This is a genomic window from Chenggangzhangella methanolivorans (genome assembly GCF_019797865.1).
GTDB classification, from domain to species: Bacteria; Pseudomonadota; Alphaproteobacteria; order Rhizobiales; family Methylopilaceae; genus Methylopila; species Methylopila methanolivorans.
This window is the reverse complement of the sequence record NZ_CP081869.1, coordinates 4,583,953-4,606,425: the sequence shown is the minus strand read 5'-3', so window position 1 is coordinate 4,606,425 and position 22,473 is coordinate 4,583,953. Positions and strand designations below refer to the sequence as shown.

29 protein-coding genes, 1 tRNA gene and 3 pseudogenes are annotated in these 22,473 nt (G+C 70.9%); 25 read left to right on the top strand and 8 right to left on the bottom strand.

The annotated features are described in order from the left end of the window. Positions 1–217: 217 nt before the first annotated feature. Both K6K41_RS24105 and K6K41_RS24100 read right to left on the bottom strand, forming a co-directional pair. The gene (locus K6K41_RS24105) at positions 218–1,027 is read right to left on the bottom strand and encodes a hypothetical protein (protein ID WP_261402597.1); all 810 of its coding nucleotides are present in this window, start codon (positions 1,025–1,027) and stop codon (positions 218–220) included. A gap of 91 nt (positions 1,028–1,118) precedes the next feature. After that, a complete protein-coding gene (locus tag K6K41_RS24100) occupies positions 1,119–1,376 on the bottom strand; it encodes a hypothetical protein (RefSeq protein WP_261402596.1) in 258 nt (85 codons plus the stop codon). Positions 1,377–1,710: 334 nt separating this feature from the next. Between K6K41_RS24100 and K6K41_RS24095 the strand changes: the two genes are divergently transcribed. Beyond that, positions 1,711–2,256, top strand: coding sequence for a LexA family protein (locus K6K41_RS24095; protein ID WP_261402595.1), 546 nt, complete (start codon positions 1,711–1,713; stop codon positions 2,254–2,256). Here the strand turns inward: K6K41_RS24095 and K6K41_RS24090 are convergent. Together K6K41_RS24090 and K6K41_RS24085 are read right to left on the bottom strand one after the other, a co-directional pair. Beyond that, complete coding sequence (locus K6K41_RS24090) at positions 2,223–2,567, bottom strand: hypothetical protein (RefSeq protein WP_261402594.1); 345 nt, start codon at positions 2,565–2,567, stop codon at positions 2,223–2,225. The genes K6K41_RS24095 and K6K41_RS24090 overlap by 34 nt on opposite strands. An 88-nt stretch (positions 2,568–2,655) precedes the next feature. Beyond that, positions 2,656–3,396, bottom strand: coding sequence for a hypothetical protein (locus K6K41_RS24085; RefSeq protein WP_261402593.1), 741 nt, complete (start codon positions 3,394–3,396; stop codon positions 2,656–2,658). 218 nt (positions 3,397–3,614) lie between these two features. Here K6K41_RS24085 and K6K41_RS24080 point away from each other — a divergent pair, with 218 nt between their 5' ends. The 19 genes from K6K41_RS24080 to K6K41_RS23990 all read left to right on the top strand — a co-directional run bounded on the left by K6K41_RS24080 (position 3,615) and on the right by K6K41_RS23990 (position 13,435). Further along, positions 3,615–3,845, top strand: a complete 231-nt coding sequence (locus tag K6K41_RS24080; RefSeq protein WP_261402592.1) for a hypothetical protein — start codon at positions 3,615–3,617, stop codon at positions 3,843–3,845. Next, positions 3,842–4,150, top strand: coding sequence for a DUF7673 family protein (locus K6K41_RS24075; RefSeq protein ID WP_261402591.1), 309 nt, complete (start codon positions 3,842–3,844; stop codon positions 4,148–4,150). Before K6K41_RS24080 ends, K6K41_RS24075 begins: the two co-directional genes overlap by 4 nt. Further along, positions 4,150–4,755, top strand: coding sequence for a phosphopantetheine-binding protein (locus K6K41_RS24070; RefSeq protein WP_261402590.1), 606 nt, complete (start codon positions 4,150–4,152; stop codon positions 4,753–4,755). Before K6K41_RS24075 ends, K6K41_RS24070 begins: the two co-directional genes overlap by 1 nt. Beyond that, on the top strand, positions 4,745–4,963 hold the full coding sequence (locus K6K41_RS24065; RefSeq protein ID WP_261402589.1) for a hypothetical protein: 219 nt from the start codon (positions 4,745–4,747) through the stop codon (positions 4,961–4,963). Before K6K41_RS24070 ends, K6K41_RS24065 begins: the two co-directional genes overlap by 11 nt. A 3-nt stretch (positions 4,964–4,966) precedes the next feature. Continuing rightward, positions 4,967–5,401, top strand: a complete 435-nt coding sequence (locus K6K41_RS24060; RefSeq protein WP_261402588.1) for a helix-turn-helix domain-containing protein — start codon at positions 4,967–4,969, stop codon at positions 5,399–5,401. Continuing rightward, the gene (locus tag K6K41_RS24055; RefSeq protein WP_261402587.1) at positions 5,398–5,961 is read left to right on the top strand and encodes a DUF3310 domain-containing protein; all 564 of its coding nucleotides are present in this window, start codon (positions 5,398–5,400) and stop codon (positions 5,959–5,961) included. Before K6K41_RS24060 ends, K6K41_RS24055 begins: the two co-directional genes overlap by 4 nt. Continuing rightward, positions 5,958–6,587 carry an HD domain-containing protein gene (locus tag K6K41_RS24050; protein ID WP_261402586.1) on the top strand — a complete coding sequence of 210 codons (630 nt, stop codon included), beginning with the start codon at positions 5,958–5,960 and terminating at the stop codon, positions 6,585–6,587. The genes K6K41_RS24055 and K6K41_RS24050 overlap by 4 nt, the downstream gene beginning before the upstream one ends. Continuing rightward, on the top strand, positions 6,584–6,730 hold the full coding sequence (locus K6K41_RS24045) for a hypothetical protein (RefSeq protein WP_261402585.1): 147 nt from the start codon (positions 6,584–6,586) through the stop codon (positions 6,728–6,730). Before K6K41_RS24050 ends, K6K41_RS24045 begins: the two co-directional genes overlap by 4 nt. A 3-nt stretch (positions 6,731–6,733) precedes the next feature. Further along, entirely contained in the window at positions 6,734–7,021 is a 288-nt protein-coding gene (locus tag K6K41_RS24040) for a hypothetical protein (protein ID WP_261402584.1), read from the top strand. 250 nt (positions 7,022–7,271) lie between these two features. After that, complete coding sequence (locus K6K41_RS24035; RefSeq protein WP_261402583.1) at positions 7,272–7,514, top strand: hypothetical protein; 243 nt, start codon at positions 7,272–7,274, stop codon at positions 7,512–7,514. Further along, positions 7,507–7,752 carry a hypothetical protein gene (locus tag K6K41_RS24030; RefSeq protein WP_261402582.1) on the top strand — a complete coding sequence of 82 codons (246 nt, stop codon included), beginning with the start codon at positions 7,507–7,509 and terminating at the stop codon, positions 7,750–7,752. Before K6K41_RS24035 ends, K6K41_RS24030 begins: the two co-directional genes overlap by 8 nt. Next, positions 7,749–8,099, top strand: coding sequence for a hypothetical protein (locus tag K6K41_RS24025; RefSeq protein ID WP_261402581.1), 351 nt, complete (start codon positions 7,749–7,751; stop codon positions 8,097–8,099). The genes K6K41_RS24030 and K6K41_RS24025 overlap by 4 nt, the downstream gene beginning before the upstream one ends. Further along, complete coding sequence (locus tag K6K41_RS24020) at positions 8,096–8,605, top strand: helix-turn-helix domain-containing protein (RefSeq protein WP_261402580.1); 510 nt, start codon at positions 8,096–8,098, stop codon at positions 8,603–8,605. The genes K6K41_RS24025 and K6K41_RS24020 overlap by 4 nt, the downstream gene beginning before the upstream one ends. Then, positions 8,602–9,084 carry an ASCH domain-containing protein gene (locus tag K6K41_RS24015; RefSeq protein ID WP_261402579.1) on the top strand — a complete coding sequence of 161 codons (483 nt, stop codon included), beginning with the start codon at positions 8,602–8,604 and terminating at the stop codon, positions 9,082–9,084. Before K6K41_RS24020 ends, K6K41_RS24015 begins: the two co-directional genes overlap by 4 nt. Then, on the top strand, positions 9,081–9,572 hold the full coding sequence (locus K6K41_RS24010; RefSeq protein WP_261402578.1) for a helix-turn-helix transcriptional regulator: 492 nt from the start codon (positions 9,081–9,083) through the stop codon (positions 9,570–9,572). The genes K6K41_RS24015 and K6K41_RS24010 overlap by 4 nt, the downstream gene beginning before the upstream one ends. Beyond that, positions 9,569–10,852 (top strand): site-specific integrase, encoded by a 1,284-nt coding sequence (locus tag K6K41_RS24005; RefSeq protein ID WP_261402577.1) that lies wholly within the window; start codon positions 9,569–9,571, stop codon positions 10,850–10,852. Before K6K41_RS24010 ends, K6K41_RS24005 begins: the two co-directional genes overlap by 4 nt. A gap of 114 nt (positions 10,853–10,966) precedes the next feature. Beyond that, a tRNA-Leu gene (locus K6K41_RS24000) sits at positions 10,967–11,051 on the top strand. A 372-nt stretch (positions 11,052–11,423) separates the two neighbouring features. After that, positions 11,424–12,386: an alpha/beta hydrolase gene (locus K6K41_RS23995; RefSeq protein ID WP_261402576.1), complete on the top strand. Its 963-nt coding sequence runs from the start codon at positions 11,424–11,426 to the stop codon at positions 12,384–12,386. 83 nt (positions 12,387–12,469) lie between these two features. Then, positions 12,470–13,435, top strand: a complete 966-nt coding sequence (locus tag K6K41_RS23990; RefSeq protein WP_261402575.1) for an alpha/beta hydrolase — start codon at positions 12,470–12,472, stop codon at positions 13,433–13,435. Between the two features lie 115 nt (positions 13,436–13,550). On the opposite strand, the gene K6K41_RS23985 is transcribed toward K6K41_RS23990, so the two are convergent. After that, positions 13,551–14,084 carry a 3'-5' exonuclease gene (locus K6K41_RS23985; RefSeq protein ID WP_261402574.1) on the bottom strand — a complete coding sequence of 178 codons (534 nt, stop codon included), beginning with the start codon at positions 14,082–14,084 and terminating at the stop codon, positions 13,551–13,553. A gap of 132 nt (positions 14,085–14,216) precedes the next feature. Between K6K41_RS23985 and aroC the strand changes: the two are divergent. Continuing rightward, positions 14,217–15,301: pseudogene (aroC, locus tag K6K41_RS23980) on the top strand (chorismate synthase). Between the two features lie 308 nt (positions 15,302–15,609). Here the strand turns inward: aroC and K6K41_RS23975 are convergent. The 3 genes and pseudogenes from K6K41_RS23975 to K6K41_RS23965 form a co-directional block, all read right to left on the bottom strand. Next, positions 15,610–16,629, bottom strand: a complete 1,020-nt coding sequence (locus tag K6K41_RS23975; RefSeq protein WP_261402573.1) for a YcjF family protein — start codon at positions 16,627–16,629, stop codon at positions 15,610–15,612. Positions 16,630–16,792: 163 nt separating this feature from the next. Then, positions 16,793–18,279, bottom strand: a pseudogene (locus K6K41_RS23970) (YcjX family GTP-binding protein). Continuing rightward, complete coding sequence (locus K6K41_RS23965; protein ID WP_261402572.1) at positions 18,276–18,803, bottom strand: SixA phosphatase family protein; 528 nt, start codon at positions 18,801–18,803, stop codon at positions 18,276–18,278. Before K6K41_RS23965 ends, K6K41_RS23970 begins: the two are co-directional and overlap by 4 nt. A 436-nt stretch (positions 18,804–19,239) precedes the next feature. Between K6K41_RS23965 and K6K41_RS23960 the strand changes: the two genes are divergently transcribed. The 4 genes and pseudogenes from K6K41_RS23960 to K6K41_RS23945 all read left to right on the top strand — a co-directional run bounded on the left by K6K41_RS23960 (position 19,240) and on the right by K6K41_RS23945 (position 22,422). Further along, positions 19,240–19,530 (top strand): Hpt domain-containing protein, encoded by a 291-nt coding sequence (locus K6K41_RS23960; RefSeq protein WP_261402571.1) that lies wholly within the window; start codon positions 19,240–19,242, stop codon positions 19,528–19,530. A 156-nt stretch (positions 19,531–19,686) separates the two neighbouring features. Next, positions 19,687–20,007, top strand: coding sequence for a 2Fe-2S iron-sulfur cluster-binding protein (locus K6K41_RS23955; RefSeq protein ID WP_261402570.1), 321 nt, complete (start codon positions 19,687–19,689; stop codon positions 20,005–20,007). A gap of 104 nt (positions 20,008–20,111) precedes the next feature. Next, positions 20,112–21,139, top strand: a pseudogene (locus K6K41_RS23950) (NAD(P)/FAD-dependent oxidoreductase). After that, on the top strand, positions 21,136–22,422 hold the full coding sequence (locus K6K41_RS23945; protein WP_261402569.1) for an MFS transporter: 1,287 nt from the start codon (positions 21,136–21,138) through the stop codon (positions 22,420–22,422). The pseudogene K6K41_RS23950 and the gene K6K41_RS23945 overlap by 4 nt, the downstream one beginning before the upstream one ends. Positions 22,423–22,473: the final 51 nt, after the last annotated feature.

The window sequence follows — 22,473 nt, the reverse complement described above, 5'->3', positions numbered from 1 at the left end:
ATTCGCGCGCCGGCAGTCGAGGAAACGCCTGCCGCCGTCCAGGGAGAACGAGAGACGGCCGAGAGGCTCGAGGACGCGCGCGGCGAGCGCGCGAATGGGGTGCGGCCGACCCGGCAGGCGAAAACCGGACCGGCCGCGCGCGCGGAAATACGCCCGCGCGTCCGAGGCGGCGTCGGGGGACGCGCCGCCGCGAAGAATTGGTTTTGGACCGCCGCGCTCATGGCGTCGCCTGCCGAACGGCCGCGACGCGGCGGGCAAGCTCGTTCAGCTGATGCCGCTCGGTCACGCCGAGGCTGTTAAGTCCCTGACGCTCCAGCTTGGCGAGCGCGTCGGCCGCCTTCACCATCACGAGGACGTCGTCGACCCCCGCCACGGCGCCGGCGCCGCTCCGGCGCAGGACGTCGCCGCGCTTCAGCGGCGCGGCTGCGCGGGCGTAGTGGCGGGCGCGGTCCAGCATCGCGGCGAAGTCCGCGAGCGAGAACATCCGCGGGCTCAGGCCCGCGCGGTCATAGAGCACGACATTGAGATCAGCCCCGGGAGCAGCTTCTTGATCCTCGCCCGCGACCGCGCCGCCGCCGACTGGCGCTTCTTCGCCCGCCTCGCCGTCCGGCTCTGCCTGGCGCTCGCCGCGACGCTCATCGCCGCCGGCCGCGCGCGGGAGCTCCGCGAGGTCCTGCGCATCCACGGCCGCGTCGAGGCCGAGCGCCTCCAGACGGACGAGGTCCGCGGCGCGGCCAAGGATCTTCTTGGCGATCTCGTCGACATCGCCGAGCGGCCCGGCGACGCCGAGGCCGTCCTGGCTCGCCACAAGGCGCGTCACGCACAAGGCCGCGGCTGAGGCCGCATGACCGGCCTCGACCAGCGCGACGTTGGAGAGATGGGCGAGATAGGCCTCGAGCGTGATGGCGTAGGCCCGGCCGTCGATCGAGACCGGGATCTCGCGGGTCCCGATCGCGGCCGCGATCGCGTCGATCAATTCGGCGCGCTCATGCGGCGCGTCGCGGCGGGAGTTGGCGTTGCGGATCACGGCTGCGGCTCCCGCGGCCAGGCCACGACGAGCGCCACGGCGCAACAGCCGAGCGTCACGAGCGCCAGAGCGAGGCAGACATCCGCGACGCTCATCCGACCGGCTCCGGTTCGGGCGCTAGGGTCGCGTCCTCCGGCTTCGCCGCTTCGAGCCGCGCCCGATGAAACCCCTCCGGCGTGACCTTGCCGCCGCTCGCGGCGCGGGCCCGCTCCTTCAGCGCGGCCGGAGCCTCGGCGAGGCCGAGCGCGTAACGGCGCGCCTGCGTCGCGGTCGCGACGCAGAGGCGCTCGGCGAGCTGCTCATAGGTCAGCCCTTCCGAAATCCGCCACTGCTCGAGCGTGAGGTCCATGCGCGAAGCTCCTTCGCGCAAAACATGTCCAATTTCGACATAACCTGTCAAGCGTCATGTCGGGATCAGCAATGGCCGACGATGTCGAATTCCGACATATCATTGCTATGAAAGCGAAAACCCCTGGCGGGTCCGCCCCGATCCTCATGCCGAAGAAGCGCGGTCGCGCCGCCAAGCCTCGCGCCGCCGATCACGGCGACCTGCCGAACCGCATTCGCGAGTTGCGCGAGGCCGAGGGACTGTCGATGGCGCAACTCGGCGCGCGCATGGCGACGTCGAGGCCTCGACCATCAACAAGCTCGAAAAGGGCGACACGCTCGTCAACACGCGCTGGATGAAGCGGCTGGCCGACGCGCTCCGGGTCGACCCGATCGAGATCCTGTTCGCGCAGCCGAAGATGCGCCGCGTCAAGGTCGTGGGCGCGGTCCAGGCCGGCGTGTTCGTCGAGGCGATCCACTGGCCCCACCCCGACGACGTCTATGAGGTCGCTGTCCCGGACGCGCCGGAACTCGCCGACATCCGCCTCGAGGGCTACGAGATCCGCGGCCCGTCGATGAACAAGGTATATCCGGAAGGATCGGTCGTGGTCGTCGCCTCGATCTTCTCGAGCCGCGAGCAGCTGGTCTCGGGCGCGCGCTACGTCGTCGAGCGCATCCGGCCCGACGGCGAGCGCGAGGGCACCTGCAAGCTGTTCGAGATCGACGCCGCCGGCCGGCGCTGGCTCATCCCGGAGTCCTTCGACCGCTCGTTCCAGCCGATCCCGCTCGACGACGACGCCTTCGAGAACGGCGAGCTCGTCCAGGCGATAGGCCGCGTGATGTGGTCGGTGAAGCGGGAGACGCCCGACTACCAGGCGAATTTCGGCGCGGCCCGCCCGTAGACCTTTTTGTAGATCGTCGCGGCCTTCGCCACGGCGGCTTGCTTTTCGGTCCGGCTGAGCTTGGCGGCGCAGTTCACGTCGAGATTGAGCGTGTCGGACTGGTCGACCTCGCTCGCGCCGCTCTGCACGATGACGATGCGCCAGGCGCAGCCGGTGAGCCGATCGACCCGGATCGAGTCGTCGCAGCCCGTCAGCAGGCAGAACGCGACGTTGCGCTGCCCCTGATAGTCCCCCTTCCAGGCGCGCGCGATGTCGCCGGCAACGTCTCGCGGGTCTGCTCGCAGGAGCGATACGCGTCGGGCTGGGGACATTCCGAGGCCGGCGCCACCATCTCGGGCGTCTGCGCGACCGCCGGCGCAAGGGCGACCGCGAGCAGGAGCGCGGCGAGAAGCGCGCGCCTCATGCCGCCACCCCGTAAAGCGCTTCGATCGCGCGCCGCTCCTCGAACGAGAGCCGGTCGTCGGCCGCCACGAGATCCTCGATCGCAGGCCCAAGCAGCCGCAGGACCGCGGGGTCGGCGGCGAGCCGATCATAAGCGTGGGCCGCATGGCCGGCCGAGGGCCGCAGCGCGGTCAGCGCCACCCCGATGCGCGCGAAATCGGCGTCGCCCAGCATGACGCCGTCCAGCTCGGCGACACGGTCTACAAAGCGCAGCATGGACTCGATCTCGTCATGCACCACCCCGTCGGACGCGGCGATCGCGGCCAGCACCGCGAGCCCGTCCTTGGCCCTTCGCAAGGTGGCCCGCATCGGATCGTCTTTCCGCGAAAGGCCGAAGCCTTCGAAGAAGGTGACGGCGTCGGCGATGATCTCGCCGGTCCCAAGATCGATCAGCTCGACCATGCGGTCGGCGCGGAACAGCCGCGGCTCAAACCGCAGCGTGCAGAACGCGCTGACATAGCAGACCTCGCGATCGAACCAGCCGCGGCTGAAGCGGACGATCCGCTTCGTCACCTCGGATTCGCCCTCATAGATCAGCGCGCAGGCGAGCGGGCTGAGCCTGACCGCGGACGCCGGAGCGCCGCGCAGCATCATCGAAACAGGATCACCGATCCCTGCATTGCTGAAGAAGCCCGGCGGCGGCCCAAGATTTTCACCGCACCGCGCCGCCAGCCAGTCCCGCGCCTCGTCGTGATCCATCGCTCGCCCCGAAGACTTCGCGCGTCGCTAACCCCCGAGCCGCCCGCGCGCACGCGAGAGTGGCACAGCCATACCCGCCGGCCATGGCTGATTCGGACAGACTGAGCCGCCAAGCGCGATCCACCCCGCGACGATATGTCGAATTTAGACATTTTCTCTCTTGACGATTATGTCTGATATCGACATGCTTTCTCCATCAACCGCTGATGGAGCCGCCGATGTCTCTTTGCCTGTCGCCCGCGCCGCGCGCCAAGGAAGTCCGCGCGCCCGGCTCCCGCGCCGTCACCCTCGCCGACATGGTCGAGGCCGCCCGCAAAACGATCTTCCGGCGCGGCGAGCTGCACGAGTCCGACCTCGAGCTCGCCGGCTTCACCAAGGCCGAGATCGCCGAGCACCGCGAGACCGTGCTGGCGCGCCTGCGCCGCGAGGCCCGGAGGCTCGACGCGTGAGCGCGGCGCTTTTCCCCTCGGGCGTCGAGGCCTATGGGGCGCTCGCCCGCCTCCTCGACGTCGCCATCACCGACACCGGCCAGGGCCGCCGCTGCGCGAACTTCGTTCTGGCCTGGTGGAACGCCGGCCAGAACGGCGGCTTCGACCTCTCCGACCTCTGGAACGTCGACGACCGCCTCACCTCCGACATGACGACGGTGTTCGCCTATGTCGCCCGTACGCCCGGCGGGACCTATCCGGTCGATTACCGCGACGAGATCGAGCGCGTGATCGCGCTGCACCGGCCCGCCGCGGAGGCCGCGTGATGGCCGACACGCTGGAGCGACTGCGCCGCATCGCCGTCGACGAGCAGGGCGTCGACGCCGCCGCCTTCACGCTCGAAGCCGAGTTCGAAAGCTTCGGCCTCGACAGCCTCGACATGGTCGAGCTGCTGATCTCGATCGAGGGAGTTCGGGATCGAGGTCCCGGACGCGCAGTTCGAGGGCTGGCGCACCGTCGGCGCCGCGGTCGGCGGGATCGACGAGCTGACAGCCACAACCCGCGGAGCCGCCGCATGAGCGCCGCGGCCCTGCGTTCCGCCTCGCCCCGCCGCCCGGCATTTCGCCTCGCCGATCTCGAACCGAAGGTTCTGGGCGTCGCGCTCGAGGGCCTGCTGGACGCCCGCCGCGACCGGCCTCGCGCGCTCCGCGCCGTCATGGTGCTGGACCAGGTCGCGCGCCTGCCCTCGCCGGGCCTGGCGAAAACCGCGGCGCGCGCCGCCGACGAGATCCGCCGCGCCGTCGGCCACCTGCCGCCGGCCGCCCCGGCCGTCGCCCCTCGCCCGTGCTTTCCCCGCCCGCTCTCGCCCGCCCGCGCGCTGCAACAGGCCGTCGAGCGCGCGTTTTCCGGAGGTTCCGCGCATGCCCTCTGAGCGTTTCGTCTGCCGATCCTGCGACGGCCTCGGCGCCCGCCTCGTCCGCGAAGCCGGCGAAGTCACCTTTGCGCCCTGCGCCTGCCAGGCGCCCCGCGAGGCGCACGAGCCCGCCGCCCGGCCGCGGCTCGCGGCCTCCGCTCCGCATCCCTCCGTCTTTGCGCTTCGCCGCCCGGCGCCGCGCCTCACCCTCGTCAAGGGCTTTTGAGCCATGCTGCAGACCCTCGCCCGCCCCATCGTCGCCAAGCCCTCGAGCCTGGCGCCCGACCCCATCGACGTCCGCGTCGGCGCGCGCATCCGCCTCGGCCGCCGGCTCGCCGGCTTCAGCCAGACCAAGCTTGGCGAGGCCGTCGGCGTCTCGTTCCAGCAGATGCAGAAATACGAGAAGGGCGTGAACCGCGTCGCGGCATCGCGCATGGAGAAGATCGCCGCGGCGCTCGGCCGCCCGATCGCCTGGTTCTACGCAGAGGGCTCGGATTACGACGCCGCGGAGAACGACGAGGAGGCGCTCGCCTCGCTCGCCGAGCGCGACGTCGAGTTCCTGCGCGATCTCTCCCGCCTGGGCGACCGCCACTTTTTCATTGTCAAGCAGATGGCCGCCGCCCTCGCCTCTCAAGGCGCCGCCGGCCAGGAGCGCGCGGCGTGAGCTCGGCGGTCAACTCGCCCTCGCATTACCGCCGCGGCGGCTTCGAGCTCGCGCAGGTGATCGACGCCTTCGAGCTCGACCGCTGGGAGACGCAGGCCGCGCAATATCTCTTCCGCGCCAAGCACAAGGACGGCGGCGCCCATGAGGCGCAGGACCTCGCCAAGACGATCGCCTTCCTGATCCACGCGCTGACGCTGAAGTCGCCCGCGACGCTCGAGCGGTTCGAGGCCTTCGGGTTCCGGCTCACGCGCGGCGGCGAGGCGGATGTCGATTTTCAGCCCGCCAGAATTCCGCCGCTCACGCGCTCGACAGCGCTGTCCCTGGTGTCGCTGGAAGACACGCTTGAGGCGTTTCTTGGCGAGAGCCGCGAGGTCGTGCTGGAAGGGCTCACCGCCGCGCTCGCTCTGCAGGGGCGGCTGCGGCCGTCGCTCAAGGGCAGCGTCGGCGACCAGACCGCCGGACTTCCGGAAGACGATCCAGCCGTCTCGGCGATCTGCAACGCCGCCGAAGCGATCGCGCACGAGCGCGTGATCGTCGCCGCGCGAGGTCGAGCGTCATGAGCGCCGCCGCACAGCTTTACGAGGCCGGCTCGCGCGGGCCCGAACTCTTCATGCCGTGGGCCGACGGCGGAAAATGGGACCTGCTCGCGCCCGATCCCGCGACGCTGCGCTGGCGCGACCTCGCGCTGCGGCTCGCCCGCATGCCGCGCTTCGGCGGCGAGACCGACTGGTCGCTCGCCGAGCACATGATGCTGGCCGCCCGTCTCGCGCCGCCGGAGGCCCGCGGCCACGCGCTGCTGCACGACGCCCACGAAGGGATCTTGGGCGACTGGGTCACGCCCGTGAAGTCGGCGCTGAAGCGGCTCGGCGGGCCGCCGGTGCGCGTCGCCCTCGGCGAACTTGAGCGCCGCTCGGCCGCCGCCGTCCACGCCGCCGCGGGCCTGCCCTTCCCGCCGCCCGACGCGGTCGCCCGCGCGGTCGACGAGGCCGACCGCCGCGCGCTGTCGACCGAGCGCCGCGACCTGTTCTCGCCCGCCTACTGCGCCGGCTGGGGCGAGAATCTGCCCGACCCTGCCCCGCTCCGCGACGGCCGCCTGAAGCCCAAGCGTGCGCCCGAGGCGATCGCCGAGGCCTGGCTCACGGCGCTGGTGATCCACGCAGGCTTGAGCCCGGAGACAGCCCGATGACGCTCGAACATCAGCAGAAGCTCGCCCGCCGCAATCCGTGCTTCGCGCCGGAGGACTGCGCCAACACGGCGTTCGGCTGGCGGCTGCCTGCGCCCTTCGACGACGCCAGCGTCATGCTGACGCTCAACGTCGGCATGGAGTGAGCGGTGTTCTTCGGCGGCGCGCCCCTCTGGCACGCGAGCGTGGTCCTCTGGGACCGGCTCACCCGCCGCCCGAAGCCGGTGTCCAGTTGGACCCAAGCCGACCGCTCCCGCGCCGAGACCGTCGCGAGCAACGTCCTTGCGGGCGTCGGGATCCCCGATCGCACGCGATCCGAAACCTTCGACTTCGAGCTCGGCCTGCATGTGCGGCGGGAGACCACCGGCCAGGAACGGGACTCCGTCTTTAAGACGCCGCGCGGCCGCCGCGCCGCATGGGCCCACGAGAGAGGCTGAACATGCCCAATCGCAAATGGATGCCGAGCCACCTGCAGGACGAACAGGTGCCACCGCCGCGCGACAGTCCGTCCGACTGGATCATCGGTCCCGCCGGCGACTGCTGGCTGATCGCCGGTGACGAGAGCGCAGACGCCGAGGGCCGCGAAACTCACGCCGCGCGATCGCCCCGGGCGAGACGCTCGACTTCGACTGGAACGAGGCGGGCGAGGACTTCGAGGCGCTCATTCGCGCCGACGGAACCTTCGAGTTGCCCGCCGGCGGCGAGCCGCCCGAGGCGACGCATTACTGGATCCCCTACGACTCCGACACGATGGCTTTCAGCTGGAAGGACTTCGTCGCGGCGCAGGCCCAGGTCGCGAGCGCCGACGGCGACCTCGTGGAGGTCGAGGCCTACAGCTGGTCGGAAGCCCCGGTCCCGCACCGCCTCGTGGTCGAGAACGGCGCGGCGCGGTTCGAGCCGGTCGAGGCGGAGGCCGCCGCCCATGTCTGACGCGCCGACCGCCGACCCGCGCATGTCGCTTACCCTGAAGGACCGCACGCTTTACGGGTCGAACCCGGACCGCGAGGCCGAGCTCGCCCGCCGCGCGCTGCGCGCCGCCGAGGCCGACTATCTCGGCTGGCCCGCGCCGGCCGCCGCCCCCGGCCCGATCACCGACGACCAATGGGCCGACGAGATCGCCGCCGGCGTCGCGGCGGGCCTGAAAGCCCGCGCCGGAGGGCGGCGATGATGGCCGAGAGCGCGTGGTTCTACTTTGGCTGCGTCGACGTGATCGGCCACGGGTCGCACGACGAGAAGCTGCGCCGCGTCTATGACCGCCGGTTTGACAGGTACGACGCCCAGCTTTGCCCTGAGAGCCGCGCGGGATACGTCGCGCGCGTCACCCGACTGCCTGCCATTGGGTTCACCGCGCTCGCCTTCTGGGATTACACGGTGGACGCCCGCGGAGGCTCGAACAGCGCGTTCTTCGCGCCGACGCTGACGATCGAACCATTCGAGATGCTCGAAGAGGCTCGCAAGCGGTTCCCTTCGATCTTTCTGCGCTGCCCGCCGATCTCGCTGGAGCCGCGCCCATGACCCCGATCCAGCGCGATCTCGCCCGCCATGCGCTCGGCCTGCCGAACGCGCGGTGCCGCTCCTACCGAAACCACTTCGGCGGCCCGCGCGGCGAGGACCTCGAGGCGTGGTCCGCGCTTGTCGCCGACGGCCTCGCCCGGCGCTTCGGGGGATCGTCTCTCACCGGAGGCGACGACTGCTACGTGCTCACCCGCAAGGGAGCGCTGCAGGCGCTCGTGAAGAACGAGCAGCTCGACCCCGAGGACTTCCCGTCGCCCGAGATGGTCGCCGCTCTGCGCCGCCTCTCCGAAACCGGCACGGCGACCCACTGGATCGCCAAGGCCTGCAGCCTCGACACGGCCGCCGCGCGCCGCTTCTTGAAGCGCCTCGCAAAGGAGGGCTTCGTCGAAGGGATCGTCGGATCGAACGACTGGGCCGTGCGCACTTGGCGCATCACCCCGCGCGGCCAGTGCGCTCTCCGGACCTTCGACAAGCGCGCCGCAGTGGCGGAGTTCGGCCAGCCATGACGAACCTTCCCGCCCTCACCGTCTGGCAGCCTTGGGCGTCGCTGATCGCGATCGGCGCGAAGCCCTATGAATTCCGCGGCTGGCGCGCGCCCCGCGCCTATCAGGGCCGCCGCATCGCGATCCACGCCGCCGCCCGGCCGGTGAGGATCGCCGAGGTCGTCGAGATGATCGAGGACCTCACCTCGGACCGGGCCTGGACGACGTGCCTCGACGCCAAGCTCGCGCTGCCGGTCCTCGAGCGCGTTTATCGCGACCCAAAGATCCTGCCTCTCTCGGCGGTCGTGTGCACCGCCATGCTCGGCGTCCCGCGCCACGGCGACGACATCGCCGCCGAATTCGGCGGCCCGGTGAACGACAGCGATCGCCACGATCACGCCCACTGGGGCTGGCCGCTCACCGACGTCTTCGTGCTGGAGCCCCCGGCCCCGGCCCGCGGCGCCCAGGGGTTCTGGACATGGACCGACGTGAGGCTGGCGTGAGCGCCGCGGCCGTCGCGCTCGTCGAACTGTCCTGCAGCGTCCGGCACGTGTCGGACGCGACGGTCGTGATCGAGCATGACGGCCGCATCACATCTCTGCCGCGCCGCGCCGTTGAGGAGATCGGCCCGCGCTTCGTCCTGATCCCGCAGGCGATCGCTGCGTCCGTCTCCGAATCCGCCGTCGAGCCGCTCGACGAGGCGGCGCTCGCCCGCCGCTTCGGCCGCTCGCGCGACTGGGTCTATCGAAACATCGCCCGGCTCGTCGCCGAAGAGGAATTTCCGCCGCCGCTCTCCCGCTTCGGCCACCGCCGTTATGCGCGGGAGGCGGTCGACGCCTGGTTCATGGGCGAACGGCCGAAGCCCCGGTCGGCCACGCCCGAGCCACGGCCCGAGCCGCGGCCCCAGGCGCCCCCCGCCCCGGCGCTCGCCCTCGACGAGGCCGACGCGCAGGAGTGGCGGCGCGCGCTCGCGGCCGAGTATGGCGCTTGACCCTCGCCGTCGGCGGTCGTGAGATGCCGGCCTCCGCCGCCCGAGCGCCCGACGTGCCGAAGCTCAAGCTGAAAGTTCCCTACCTCGTCTGGCGCGACGGCCGGCCCCGATGGGTTCCGGGCCCGGCCTTGCGCGCCAAGGGCGCGAAGGGCGCAGACCTCAAGAGCGCCGAGGGCGCGTGGCTCGGGCTCGAGGCGGCGATCGAGGCGGCGCGCAAGCTGAACGCCGAGATGGCCGACGCCAGGCCGTTGACCCCAAAGCCCGCGGCGCGCGGCGCGAGCGTCGTCGACCTCGTCGAGGACTACATGCGGTCCGACGACTTTTCGCGCCTCGCCGCCACCACGCAGGACACCGCCCGTTCGAAGCTGCGCGCGATCAAGTTCCGCCCGGCCCGCCACGGCGAGCCCGAGACCCGCGAGCTCTTCGGGCTGTCGCCCGCGCGCGCCATCGGCAAGCCGGAGGCCAAGGCCTTCTTCGAACATTGCCGGAAGACCCGCGGCCTCGTCTCGGCCCGCCACATCATCATGCTGGTCTCGGCCGCATGGAAATGGGGCTCGACCTCGACCACGTGGCGGCTGACGGGAGAGAACCCGTGCCACAAGCTCAACCTTCCGACAGCCGACGCGCGCATCCGGGTCGCGATCGAGGCGGAGATCCGCGCGCTCGACGGCGCCGCCGAGGCGCTCGGCCTCTGGTCGGTGGTCGACGCCGTCTACCTCGCGCTCTTCAGCGGCCAGCGCCAGACCGACGTGCTGCTGCTCGCCGACCCGTTCGGGTCGAACCGATCGGCGGCGGACCGCGCCGCCGCCGGCGAGCCGATCCGCCTGCGCCAGAAGAAGACCGGCGCGGTGGTGGCTGTGTTCTGCGCGCCGCCGCTGGTCGCCCGCCTCGCCCAGATGGAGGAGCGCCGGCGCGCGCGGGCCGTCGTGCGCGACGAGCTGCTGGTCGACGAGCGCAGCGGGGCGCCCTTCGTCAGCCGCAGCCAGTTCGACAAGCGCTGGCGCGAGGTCCGCGATCTCGCGATCGCGGGCGACGCCGCGCGCGGCCTCGAGCCCTGCCCAAGCCTCAACACCCTCACCTTTCGCGACCTGCGCGACACGGCTGTGACCTGGCTTTTCCGCGCCGGCGCGAACTACCCCGAGATCGGCTCGATCACCGGCCATTCGCCGGCGACGATCATCACCATCCTCAAGCACTACCTGCTGATCGACGAGACCGACGCCAGGCGCGCGAACGACAAGCTGACGGCCTGGCTGGCGGCGCAAGGAATGAGGCTGTAGAACGCCGCCCGAACGGAAGTCTCACGTGAGACTTTTTCGAGGTCTCACGTTCCACCCCCGTTCCGCCTCGACCCCGAGGCCAAAGCGTTGATTATTGAACGATTTCCCCTGCATGCGGACGTGGCGAAACCGGTAGACGCACGAGACTTAAAATCTTGCGCCGCAAGGCGTGCGGGTTCGAGTCCCGCCGTCCGCACCAATCCTGACCAGCGACCCGGCCCAAACGAGATCGGCCGCTTCCGCCGCGCGCCCGGATGGGAGACGCGGCGAAGGCGGCCGACCAAATGGCGGCCTTCGGACATGGGGTCCTCCGGCCTGTTCCGCTTCGCGAGAGGGGCGGGTATCGCGAGGCGGCCTGACACGCCAGATAGGCGCCGCCTCTCGCCCGGCAATTGATCGGCCGATAACGCGTGGTTACAAACCGTTGCCGACGGGCTGCGCGACCAAGCGCCGGTCGTCGTCACGCGCGCTCCGCCGCGTCGCACAGTCGTGAGCAGGATTTGCGCCGCCGCAGCCCTATCTCCAACTTCGTCTTCGCCAGAACAGCCGCCTTCAAGCGCCGGAGCCAGAGTTGCGACTGAACCGCGTCATCCTGCTTCTCTGCAGCGTCTTCGGGGCCGTCTTCGCCGCCGCCTCGCCCGCCGCGGCGCAGGGGCTCGGCTTGGTCGAGCGCCACATGTCCTCGCCGACCCCGGCGCTCGACCATCCGCTGGTCTTCAGCGTCTACCGTCCGGCGCTCGCGCCGACCGACGGAACGCGCTGGCCGGTGGTCTATCTGCTCGAGGGTCGGCCCGGACTGTCGGACTGGATCGATCAGGGCTCGGTCTATGAGGTGATCGATCGGGCGATCGCCGAGGGCGCCATTCCGCCGACGCTTGTCGTCATGGCCGCCGCCCCCTTCAGCTGGTACGCCGACAATCCGCAGGGCCAAGGCCTCGTCGCGACCGCGCTGACGCGCGACCTCGTCGCCGCCGTCGACGCGCGCTATCCGACCGCCGCCTGCCGGGAGGGACGCGCGATCGGCGGGCTGTCCATGGGCGGCTACGGCGCCGTGCTCTACGGGCTCACGCGTGCGGACCTCTATGTCGGCGCCATGAGCTTCGCCGGCGCCATCGCGCCTCCGATCGGAGCGGACGAGACCGAGCGCCTCGCCCGCTCGGACGTGTTCTACGACGGCGCGTTCGGACGGCCGCTGGATCGCGCGCGCTTCAACGACATGACGCTGTTCGCCAAGCTGCGCGAGGCCTCGCGCGCCCATGGTCCGAAGGCGGCGCTTTTTCTTGCGGCCGGCGACGCCGATCGCGGCGGACTGCTGCTCTCGACGACCCGGCTCCACGTCGAGGCCAAGCGCGCCGGCTTCGACTCGACCCTGCGCATCGGCGCAGGCCTTCACGACTGGCCGACCTGGCGAAACCAGCTCGCCGAAGGGCTCGCCTGGCTCGGGCCGCGGCTCGACCCGTCCTGCGGAAAGGAGATCGCGCGCGCGGCTCCGCTTCCGGGCGGCGGCGAGCCTCCAAGCCACGGAACGCCGTGACAAAATTTCGCTTTGTGCAGCGCAAATGACGGGTCTAGATTTTCCGTGAGAGCAGTTCTCGACCAAGCTCCAGAGCGCGCACGATGCCGTTCTCCGTTCGCCGCCTCATCCCGCCAATCGCAGCCCTTGCGGCCGCGCTCTTCTGGCTGACGGACGCCCACGCAGGGGGCCTCGTCACGCGTGAGGCGATCGCGCCAAGCAAGGCGCTCGGCAAACCGATCCGCTTCTCGCTCTACAGGCCCGCCGAAGCCCCGCCGCCGGGCGCGCGCTGGCCGGTGCTCTACCTTCTGCACGGCGGCGGCCCAGGCGAGGCCGACTGGCTCGACGCCGGCCGCCTCGCCGACACGATGGACCGCGCGATCGCCGCGGGCGACATGCCGCCGACCGTCGTGGTCATGCCTCAGGCCGGCGACAGCTGGTACGTGGACAATCCGGACTCAGGAGGCGCGGGGCTGATGGAGACCGCGCTCACCCGCGACCTCGTGCGCGCGATCGACAAGGCGCTGCCGACCGCCGCGTGCCGGCAGGGGCGCGCGGTCGCAGGCCTTTCCACCGGCGGCTACGGCGCCCTGCTCTACGCCCTCGACAAACCGAAACAGTATGGCGCGGCCATCAGCCTGTCGGGCTCGATCTCGCCGCCCATCGGCCCGCAGATGAAGGACCGCATCCGCCGCGCCGCGCGCCTTTATGACGGGGCGTTCGGAAAGCCCTTCGTCGCGGCGCGGTTCAACAAGCTCAACCTGTTTCCGCGCGCCGTGCGGCTCGGGATCGGGGGGGCGCCCTCGCCCGCCTTCTACCTCAACGCCGGCGACCGCGACCCTGGCGGCATCGTCCAGGGCACGACCGAACTCCATCTCGCGCTGCTCCGGCGCAACGCGGACTCGACGCTCAGGATCGTGGACGGGCGGCACGAATGGGCGCTGTGGCGCCGTGAGCTCGGGCCGGCGCTCAAATGGCTCGGCGTCCGGCTCGATCCGACCTGCGGCGCGGTCGTCGCGAAGGCGGTCGCGGGCGTCGACGACGGCGAACCGACCGCCTCGACGCACTAACCGTCCGGCCGGCGCCTGCCGCGCGGCTTGGGTCCTACCGAGAAGCGGACGTCAAACCGCCCCGGTCCGGTCAGATCGCGATGCCGGGGCGCGCAGATCGACGTTCTGGCCGTGCTCAGAGCTCGAGCGTCTTCTCGAACACGGTGAGGCCGGTCAGGCAGTCCTCCATCGCCCGGCGGGCGCGGGGACGCGGGCAGTCGAGCGCCTTGGCGATGGTCTCGAGCCGATGGTTCGGCACGTCCTTTACCCGGCTCTGCGCGAAGCGCATGGCGCAGACCGTCGTCGGAGGCGCGCTCAGCCCCTCGCGCTCGGCCTCGGCGACCAGGAAGGCGTGGTCGAAGCCGATGTTGTAGGCCACGAGCGGATCGTCGCCGACGAAGGCGAAGAAGTCGGCGAGCGCGGCTTTGGCGTCGGGCGCGTCCGCGAAGGCGGCGTCGTCGAGGCCGGTCATGGCGCGCACGAAGGCCGGGATCGCGCGGTCAGGCTTCACCAGCGTCTGGAAGCTGTCGAGTTCTCCGCTCGCGCGGTCGAAGCGGAGCGCCGCGATCTCGATGATGCGGTCGCGCTTGGGCGTCAGTCCCGTCGTCTCGAGATCGAAGAAGACGTAAGGGGTTTCGCCGGCGGCGATGGCTTCGAGAGGCGTCGACATGGAGGTTCTTGGGGCCTTGGACTCGGAACATAAGGCGCGAGAGGGCGGCTACGCCCAATTTTCTACGCAATCACGCGCGCGGCGGCCAGCGCTCTTCCGCTAAAAACCGCCGCATGGCATAGGCTCGCGGCCATGTCCCACAACTCTTTCGGCCATCTGTTCCGTTTCACGACCTTCGGCGAGAGCCATGGACCCGCGATCGGGGCCGTGGTCGACGGCTGCCCGCCGCGACTCAGCTTCACCCGAGACGACGTGCAGGCCGCGCTCGACCGCCGCCGCCCGGGGCAGTCTCGTTTCACCACCCAGCGCAAGGAGCCGACCAGGTCGAGATCCTGTCGGGCGTGATCGAGGGCGCGGAAGGCGTGCTGACGACGACCGGCACGCCCATCGGCCTGCTGATCCGCAACGTCGACCAGCGCTCCAAGGACTACTCCAACATCGCCTCGAGCTACCGGCCGGGCCACGCCGACTACGCCTATGACGCCAAATACGGGATCCGCGACCACCGCGGCGGCGGCCGCTCCTCCGCGCGCGAGACCGCCTGCCGGGTCGCGGCCGGAGCGATCGCGCGGCTGGTGATCCCCGGGGTGAGGATCCGCGGAGCGCTGGTCGCCATGGGCCAGATCGAGATCGACCGCAGCCGCTGGGACTGGGCGGAAGTCGACCAGAACCCCTTCTTCTGCCCCGACCCGATCGCCGCCAAGGAGATGGAGGGCTACCTCGACGGGGTCCGCAAATCCGGCTCCTCGGTCGGCGCGGTGATCGAGGTGACGGCCGAGAACGTCCCCGCGGGGCTTGGCGCGCCGATCTACGGCAAGCTCGACGCCGACCTCGCCTCGGCGATGATGAGCATCAACGCGGTCAAGGGCGTCGAGATCGGCGAAGGCTTCGGAGCCGCGAGGCTTTCGGGCGAGGACAACGCCGACGAGATGCGCGCGGGCGAGAACGGGCGGCCGTCGTTCCTGTCGAACCATGCGGGCGGCGTGCTCGGCGGGATCTCGACCGGCCAGCCGGTCGTGGTGCGCTTCGCCGTAAAGCCCACCTCGTCGATCCTTACGCCGCGCCGTTCGATCGACGCCGACGGCCAGGAGGTCGACGTCTCGACCCGCGGCCGCCACGACCCGTGCGTCGGCATCCGCGCGGTTCCGGTGGGCGAGGCCATGATGGCGCTCGTGCTCGCCGACCATGCGCTGAGGCATCGCGGCCAGATCGGCTGACAGATCAGTCGGTTGACGCCGACGAAAGTCTCAGGCGCGCGGTTCGGCGGCGCGCAATCCAGATTGCGCGGCCGCTCGTATCTGCAACCACGATGTCGCCCTTGGGCGACGGACAACTTGAGACATGATGTCCACCGCCGGCGCGGATGCAGTCACGCGCCGGCGGTCTTTTTTTGTCGAGCCGATCGCGTGCTTCGAGACGATTGGCTGTCGCCAAGCTCCTCGGCATGAGGGAGGTTTCTGCCTCTCAACGGTCCTCATGCTGAGGAGCCGTCCGCAGGGCGGCGTCTCGAAGCACGCAGTCGCTCTCAGGCCCGCGGCTGACCCTCGAACAGATTGCCGGCGACCTCGCGCACCGTTGGCGCGCGGCGGGCGACGAAGGGCAGCGGGCGGCACACCGCCATGGCGGCGAGCCCGACGCGGGCGGTGAGCAGGCCGTTCAGCACGCCCTCGCCGAGCCGCGCCGAGAGCTTCGCCGCAAGGCCGTGGCCGAGCACCTGCTCCAGCAGGCCGTCGCCCACCCCCATGCCGCCGGTGACGGCGAGATGGGCGCCGACATGCTTTGCGAGCTTGAGGAAGCCGAGCGTTCCCGGCCTGCCGCCATAGATCGTCCCGATCCTGCGGATGAGCCGCATCGACTCCACCAGCACGAAGCCGAGATCGACGATCGCGCGCGGCGAGACGGCGGTGACGACCGAGACGCGTTTGGCGGCCGTGGCGATCGCGCGGGTCGCCTCGCGGTCCAGTTCGGCCAGCATTTCGCGCTCGACGATCTTGAGGCGGTCCGAGCCGTCCACGATCTCGCCGTCATGGGTCGCGACGGCGGCGCGGGCGCGGGCGGTCTCGGGCCGCTCGGCGTAGAGCGCCACCACCTCGGCCGCGACCTTCCGCGCCTTGCGGTCGTCGTCCGTCGCGTGCGCCTCGTCGGCGGACGCCCGCAGCGTCTCGATCTTGCCGAGCCGCATCAGCCCGGCGATCTCGCGGATGACCACGCCGAGCCCGGCGAGCGCCGCAAGCCCGGCGAGGCCGAGCGCCAGCCAGCCGAGCCAGTCTGCGCGCGCGAAGGTGTCCTCCACCACGCGCGTCGCCCAGAGGCCGACCGCAAGGCTGAGCAAGCCGCCGAGCGCGCTCCAGAACACGCCGCCGAGCGTGAGGCCGCGACGACGCGGCTTCACGGGCGCGGCCGCCGGTTCGGGCTGCTCGAAGACGTCGGGCTCGGGCGTCACCACCACGCCGCGCGCGGCGGAAACCTCCTCGCCCTTCGCTCCGAGCACGACCGCGGGATCGTTCAGGCGAAAGGTCGTCGGACGGCGGGGGGCTTCGGTCATCGGATCAAGATCTGCATCGAGGAACTGCGTGCTTCGCGACGCGCGCCAGAAGCGCGCTGCTCGGCATGAGGACCGCCGAGGCCGGCCCGGAGCCGAGAACCTCCCTCATGCCGAGGAGGCCCGCAGAGCCGTCTCGAAACACGAAGCCTGGTTTCCACCGCTCTCACGCCAGCGCGTCTCCGATCAGGAATTCGAGCGACCGGTCGAGCCGGATGTGCGGAAGTTGGGGAGCGCGGTCGGTCGTGACCAGCTTCGGAGGCCGGAACTTCACGAAACGAAGATCGCCGCCGTCTTCGCTCGCGGCGAGACCCTGATAGCCGCCGGAACGCAGCGCGACTTCAGGATCGGCCGGGAGGTCGCCCGGAAACACCGCGATCTCCTCCTCGCCGTCGAAGATCTGCCCGTTGGAGCGCTCGCCCTTCTCGGGCACGCCGACGATGACCGGAAGCTCCTGCCGACCCTGCCGCGCGGTCGCCTCGCGGGTGGCGCGCACGGCCGCAAGCGCCACCACGTCGACCGCCGCGCCGCCGAATTCGGCGCGCTCGATCGCCCGGCTGACGAGGCGGCGCAGGATCGCCTCCAGCCGGTCATGGCTGGTGTGGTGGAGGTGGTCGGCCTTGGTGGCGGCGAACAGCAGCCGGTCGACTTTCGGGCGGAACAGGCTCGACAGCCACGAATTGCGGCCATGGCGAAACGCCGAGAGCACGTCGGCGAGCGCGTTCTCGAGGTCCGCCACCGCCTCCGGGCCGGCGTTCAGCGCCGCGAGCGCGTCGACCAGCACCACCTGCCGGTCGAGCCGGGAGAAGTGGTCGCGGAAGAACGGCTTCACGACATGGGAGCGATAGGCCTCGTAGCGGCGCTCCATCATGGCCCAGAGCGAGCCCGAGGGCGCGCCCCCCTCCTCCGGCAGCGCCAGCGGCGCGAAGGTGAGCGCGGGGCTGCCCTCGAGATCGCCCGGCATCAGGAAGCGGCCGGGCGGCAGCGTCGAGAGGGCCACGCGGTCGTTGCGGCCGGCCTTCAGATAGGCGGCGAACAGCGCCGCGGCGGCGCGCGCGCGTCCTCGCTCTCGGGCTTCAGCGGATCCAGCGTGTCGAGATGGGTGCGCCAGTTCCGGGCGATCGGCGCGCGGGTCGGCCCGTCGCTCGAGGCGAGGGTGCGCTCGCTCCATTCGCGGAAATCCTGGCCGAGCAGCGCGAGGTCGAGCAGCCACTCCCCCGGATAGTCGACGATGTCGAGGGTGAGCCTGCGGCGGGTGCGCGAACCGGTCAGGAAGCCGTGCGCCTCGAAGTCCACCACGACGCGCAGTTCCGAAATGCGCCGCGTCGAGTCCGGCCAGCCGCGTTCGGCGCCGGTCAGCGCGCGAAAATGCTGCTCGACCTCGAAGCGCGGCACCGCGTCGTCGGGCTGCGGCGCGAGCCGCGCGCCGGCGATGCGGCCTTCCGCATAGGCGCGGAACGCAGGCAGCCGAGCGCCGTTCACGAGCGCCTGCACGAGCGCGGTGAGGAACACCGTCTTGCCGGCGCGCGACAGCCCCGTCACTCCGAGCCGGATGGTGGGATCGAGCGCGCCCGAGACCGCCTCGCCAAGGCTGCGCGCGACGATTCGGGCCTCGTCGAACAAGCCGCCGAAGCTGATGCCCGATGGGCTCATTCGTCCGCGATCCCGAGCGCCTTGGGCGTGACGAAGCGGTCGAGCCGGCCCGAGCCGGGCTCGACCGAGGCCCAATCGTCGAGGGGAAAATCCAGCACCGCGATCGCGGCCGTGGGGAACTTAGCCGAGAGCGCGCGCCGCGCCTCCGGGTCGCCTTTCGACGCAAGTAGTTCCACGAACTGTTCGAGACCCGGATTGTGGCCAACGATCATCAACGTCTGGATGCCGGCAGGCGCGCCCTTCACGACCTGAAGCAGCGCGCCGGGGGATGCGTGGTAGATGTCCGCGTCGAAGGTCGCTTTCGGAGACGGCGAGAACGCCCCTTTGGCGATGTCCCAAGTGGCGCGCGCGCGCCGGGCGGTCGAGCACAGCACCAAATCAGGCCGAAATCCCCTCCCCGCGAGCCATGCGCCCATGGGTCCGGCGGCGCGCCGTCCGCGCTCTGCGAGCGAGCGGTCGTGGTCCTCCTGCCCCTCCTGCGACCAGTCTGACTTGGCGTGGCGGAACAGGATGAGGCGACGCATGGGACTCCCGTCAGGTGTGGCCGGCGCGCAACCCCGTCGCGCCTCGGCGGAGGTGGGGGCGCGTTCAGGCTTTCTCAACCCTGTCCGTTCACGCGCCGGTAACGCTGTTGGCGACTTCTTCATTGTGCAGCGCAATGAACGCCTGATGAACGCGTCGTTCGGGTGGAGTTCAACGCGGCCAAGGCATTCTTGGGCCAAGCTGCCCCAGTGGCTCAAAAGCCACGGCGGGTCTACGAAAAGAAATGTAGCGATTGGTGAACCTGTTCCGCCCAGATTTAGACAACTGAGGCGCAGTATTTGGAGACACAGCCCGCCGCGTACCCCTGACGGGCTTCGGAGCGTGACCACAATGTCGAGCATGATGAGACAATTCGAACAACGAGCTGACACCGCCTTCGCGACTGCGATCGACGTCGGACACCTGAACCGCCAGACCATGGGCGACCGCAGCCTCGAGCGCGAAGTGCTGGAGCTGTTCCGCCGCCAGGCCCGCATCCTCCTCTTCCGTTTCGACGCGCTGACCAACCCGGCCGAGCGCGCGGACGTGGCCCATACGCTCAAGGGCTCGGCCCGCGGCGTCGGCGCCAATCGCGTCGCCTTCGCGGCCGACGAGCTGGAGCGCGCGGCGATGGCCGGCGAGCCGACCGGCAAGGCGCTGGCCGAACTCGCCGAGTCGGTGGCCGAGGTGACCTCGGCGATCGAGCTGCGTTACGGCCTCGACCGCTGAGCCTCACGGCTCCAGACCGCCTCGACGACCTGACGCGCCGCAGCTTGCTGGCGCGTCGTTCGGAAAGACTCTAAAGAGCCAGCTCGGACCGGCGGTGAGCGCCGCCGGCCGCCGCGGTCCCAAAGGGCCGCGACGAGGCTTCGAGCGGGGCGACCGATGGCGAGCATCACCTTCATCGATCAGGACGGCGGCAAGCGCACCGTCGAGGCCGAGCCCGGCTCGACCGTGATGGAGGCCGCCATCCGCAACGACGTCCCCGGCATCGAGGCCGAGTGCGGCGGGGCCTGCTCCTGCGCGACCTGCCACGTCTATGTGGACGAGGCCTGGACCGAGGCCGTCGGCGGACCTGAGCCGATGGAGGAGGACATGCTCGACTTCGCCTACGACGTGCGCCCGACGAGCCGCCTCTCCTGCCAGATCAAGGTCACTCCTGCGCTCGACGGGCTAGTGGTCACGACCCCCGAACGCCAGGGCTGACCGAGCGTCGACCTCCGTCGCCCTGTCGCTTTTGCTCCCGATGACCTAGATCGGCGTCCTGAAGGGGCGCGATCGCGCGCCCGCCATTCTCGCGCCGGGGCGCCATGACCGAGACCATCAAGACCGACGTCGTCATCGTCGGGGCCGGGCCCGTCGGGCTCTTCGCGGTGTTCGAGCTCGGCCTGCTCGACATCCGCGCCCATGTGGTCGACATCCTCGACCGCCCCGGCGGGCAATGCGCCGAGCTCTATCCGGAAAAGCCGATCTACGACATTCCCGGCCTGCCCGTGGTCACGGGTCAGGAGCTCACCAACAATCTCCTCGAGCAGATCAAGCCGTTCCAGCCGACGTTCCATTTCTCCGAAATGATCGCGGGGCTGGAGCCGCTGCCCGACGAGCGCTTCCTGCTCACCACCGACGCCGGGACGCGCTTCGACGCCAAGGTGGTGGTGATCGCCGCCGGCGGCGGTTCGTTCCAGCCCAAGAAGCCGCCGATCGACGGCGTCGAGGCGTTCGAGGCGAAGTCGGTCCATTACGCCGTGCGCAAGATGGACGTGTTCCGCGGCAAGCGCGTGCTGATCGTGGCGGCGGCGACTCGGCGCTCGACTGGACGCTGAACCTCGCCCCCGTCGCCCAGCGGGTCACCCTGCTCCACCGCCGCGACGCCTTCCGCGCCGCCCCCGACAGCGTCAACAAGATGCGCAAGCTCGTCGATGAGGGCGTCGTCGACCTCGCGCTTGGCCAAGTGACGGAGCTCCTCGGCGACGACGGCGTGCTCGAAGCCGCCCGCGTCAAACTCAACGACGGCTCGATCCACGAGATCGCGAGCGACGCCATGCTGCCCTTCTTCGGGCTGACCATGAAGCTCGGGCCGATCGCCGATTGGGGCCTCAATCTCGACGAGAACCTTGTGCCGGTCGACACCGAAAAGTTCGAGACGACCACGCCCGGGATTTTCGCCATCGGGGACATCAACGCCTATCCGGGCAAGCTGAAGCTCATTCTCTCGGGCTTCCACGAGGGCGCGCTGATGGCGCAGGCGGCCGCGCGCCGCATCAATCCGGACCGCCGGATCGTGTTCCAGTACACCACCTCCTCGACGAGCCTGCAGAAGAAGCTCGGGGTGGCGTGACGGCCGGGGCCGCGCTCCCGCCCCGAAAGGTCTCGCGCGGCTCGCTCGCGATCGCCTCCGTCTCGACGGTCGTCGAGTGGTACGACTTCACGCTCTACCTCTATCTCGCGCCGACGCTCGCCAGGGTGTTCTTCGGGACGGGCGAAGGCGCGCTCGCCGAGACGCTCGCGGGCTTCGCCGCCGCCTATCTGCTGCGGCCGCTCGGCGCGCTCGTCTTCGGCCAGATCGGCGACCGTTTCGGCCGCCGGCGCGCCATGCTGCTCTCGGTCGCGCTGATGACCGCCTCCATGCTCGCCACCGCGGCGCTCCCGACCGACGCGCAGGCCGGCGCCGCCGCCGGCTGGGCGCTGCTTGCGCTGCGCTGCGTCTCGAGCTTCGCGGTCGGCGGCGAATATGTCGGCGTGGTGGCCTATCTGCTCGAGGGCGCGAAGGCGGAGCGGCGCGGCCTCGTCACCTCCTCGGCCTCGGCCACGAGCGAGATCGGCGCCCTGCTCGCCGTCGGCGTCGCGGCGCTCGTCGTCGGTTCGCTTTCGGGACCCGACCTCGACGCCTGGGGCTGGCGCATTCCCTTCCTCGTCGGCGCGGCGCTTGCGGGCGGCGTCTGGATCGCGCGCTCGGCCATGGAGGAATCGCCCGAATTCGAGCGGCAGCGCGCGACCGACGCCACTCCCGCCAGGCCCTTGCGCGACATGCTGACCACGCACAGGAGCGCCGTCGCGCGGGGCTTCGCGATCTCGGCGCTCGGCTCGATCACCTACTACGTCGGCATCACCTACGTGCCGTCCTTCCTCGCCTCCGCGGGGGTCCGCACCGAAGGCGAAGCCCTGTCGCTCTCCACGGCGGCGGCCGTCGCGGTGATCCTCGCGACGCCGGTCGCAGGGGCTTTGTCGGACCGCTTCGGCCGGAAGCCCGTGCTGGTCGCGGTCGCGCTCTTGAGCGCCGCCCTGCCCGTCGCGATGTTCGCGCTTGTCGCGAACGGCTCCGCGGCCGCCGCCCTCGCCGGCGCGGTCACACTCGCGGCGATCGCCGGAGGGGTGAGCGCGGTCGGCGCCGTCGCGACCGCCGAACTGCTGCCCGGCGAGGGCCGGCTCACGGGCCTCGCGCTCGGCGCGACCGGCGCGACGGCGATCTTCGGAGGGCTCGCGCCCTATCTCGCCCATCGGCTGGTCGAGGCGACCGGCTGGCCCGGGACGCCCGGCTTGATGATCGCGGCGGTCGCGGCGCTCGTGCTTCCCGTGCTGGTCCTCATGCCCGAGACGGCCCCCGCGAAGGCGCCGGGCTGAAAATCGGGAAGACGCCGGCCATCGCCGCCGCGCAGCCCTGACGCGCGCGGT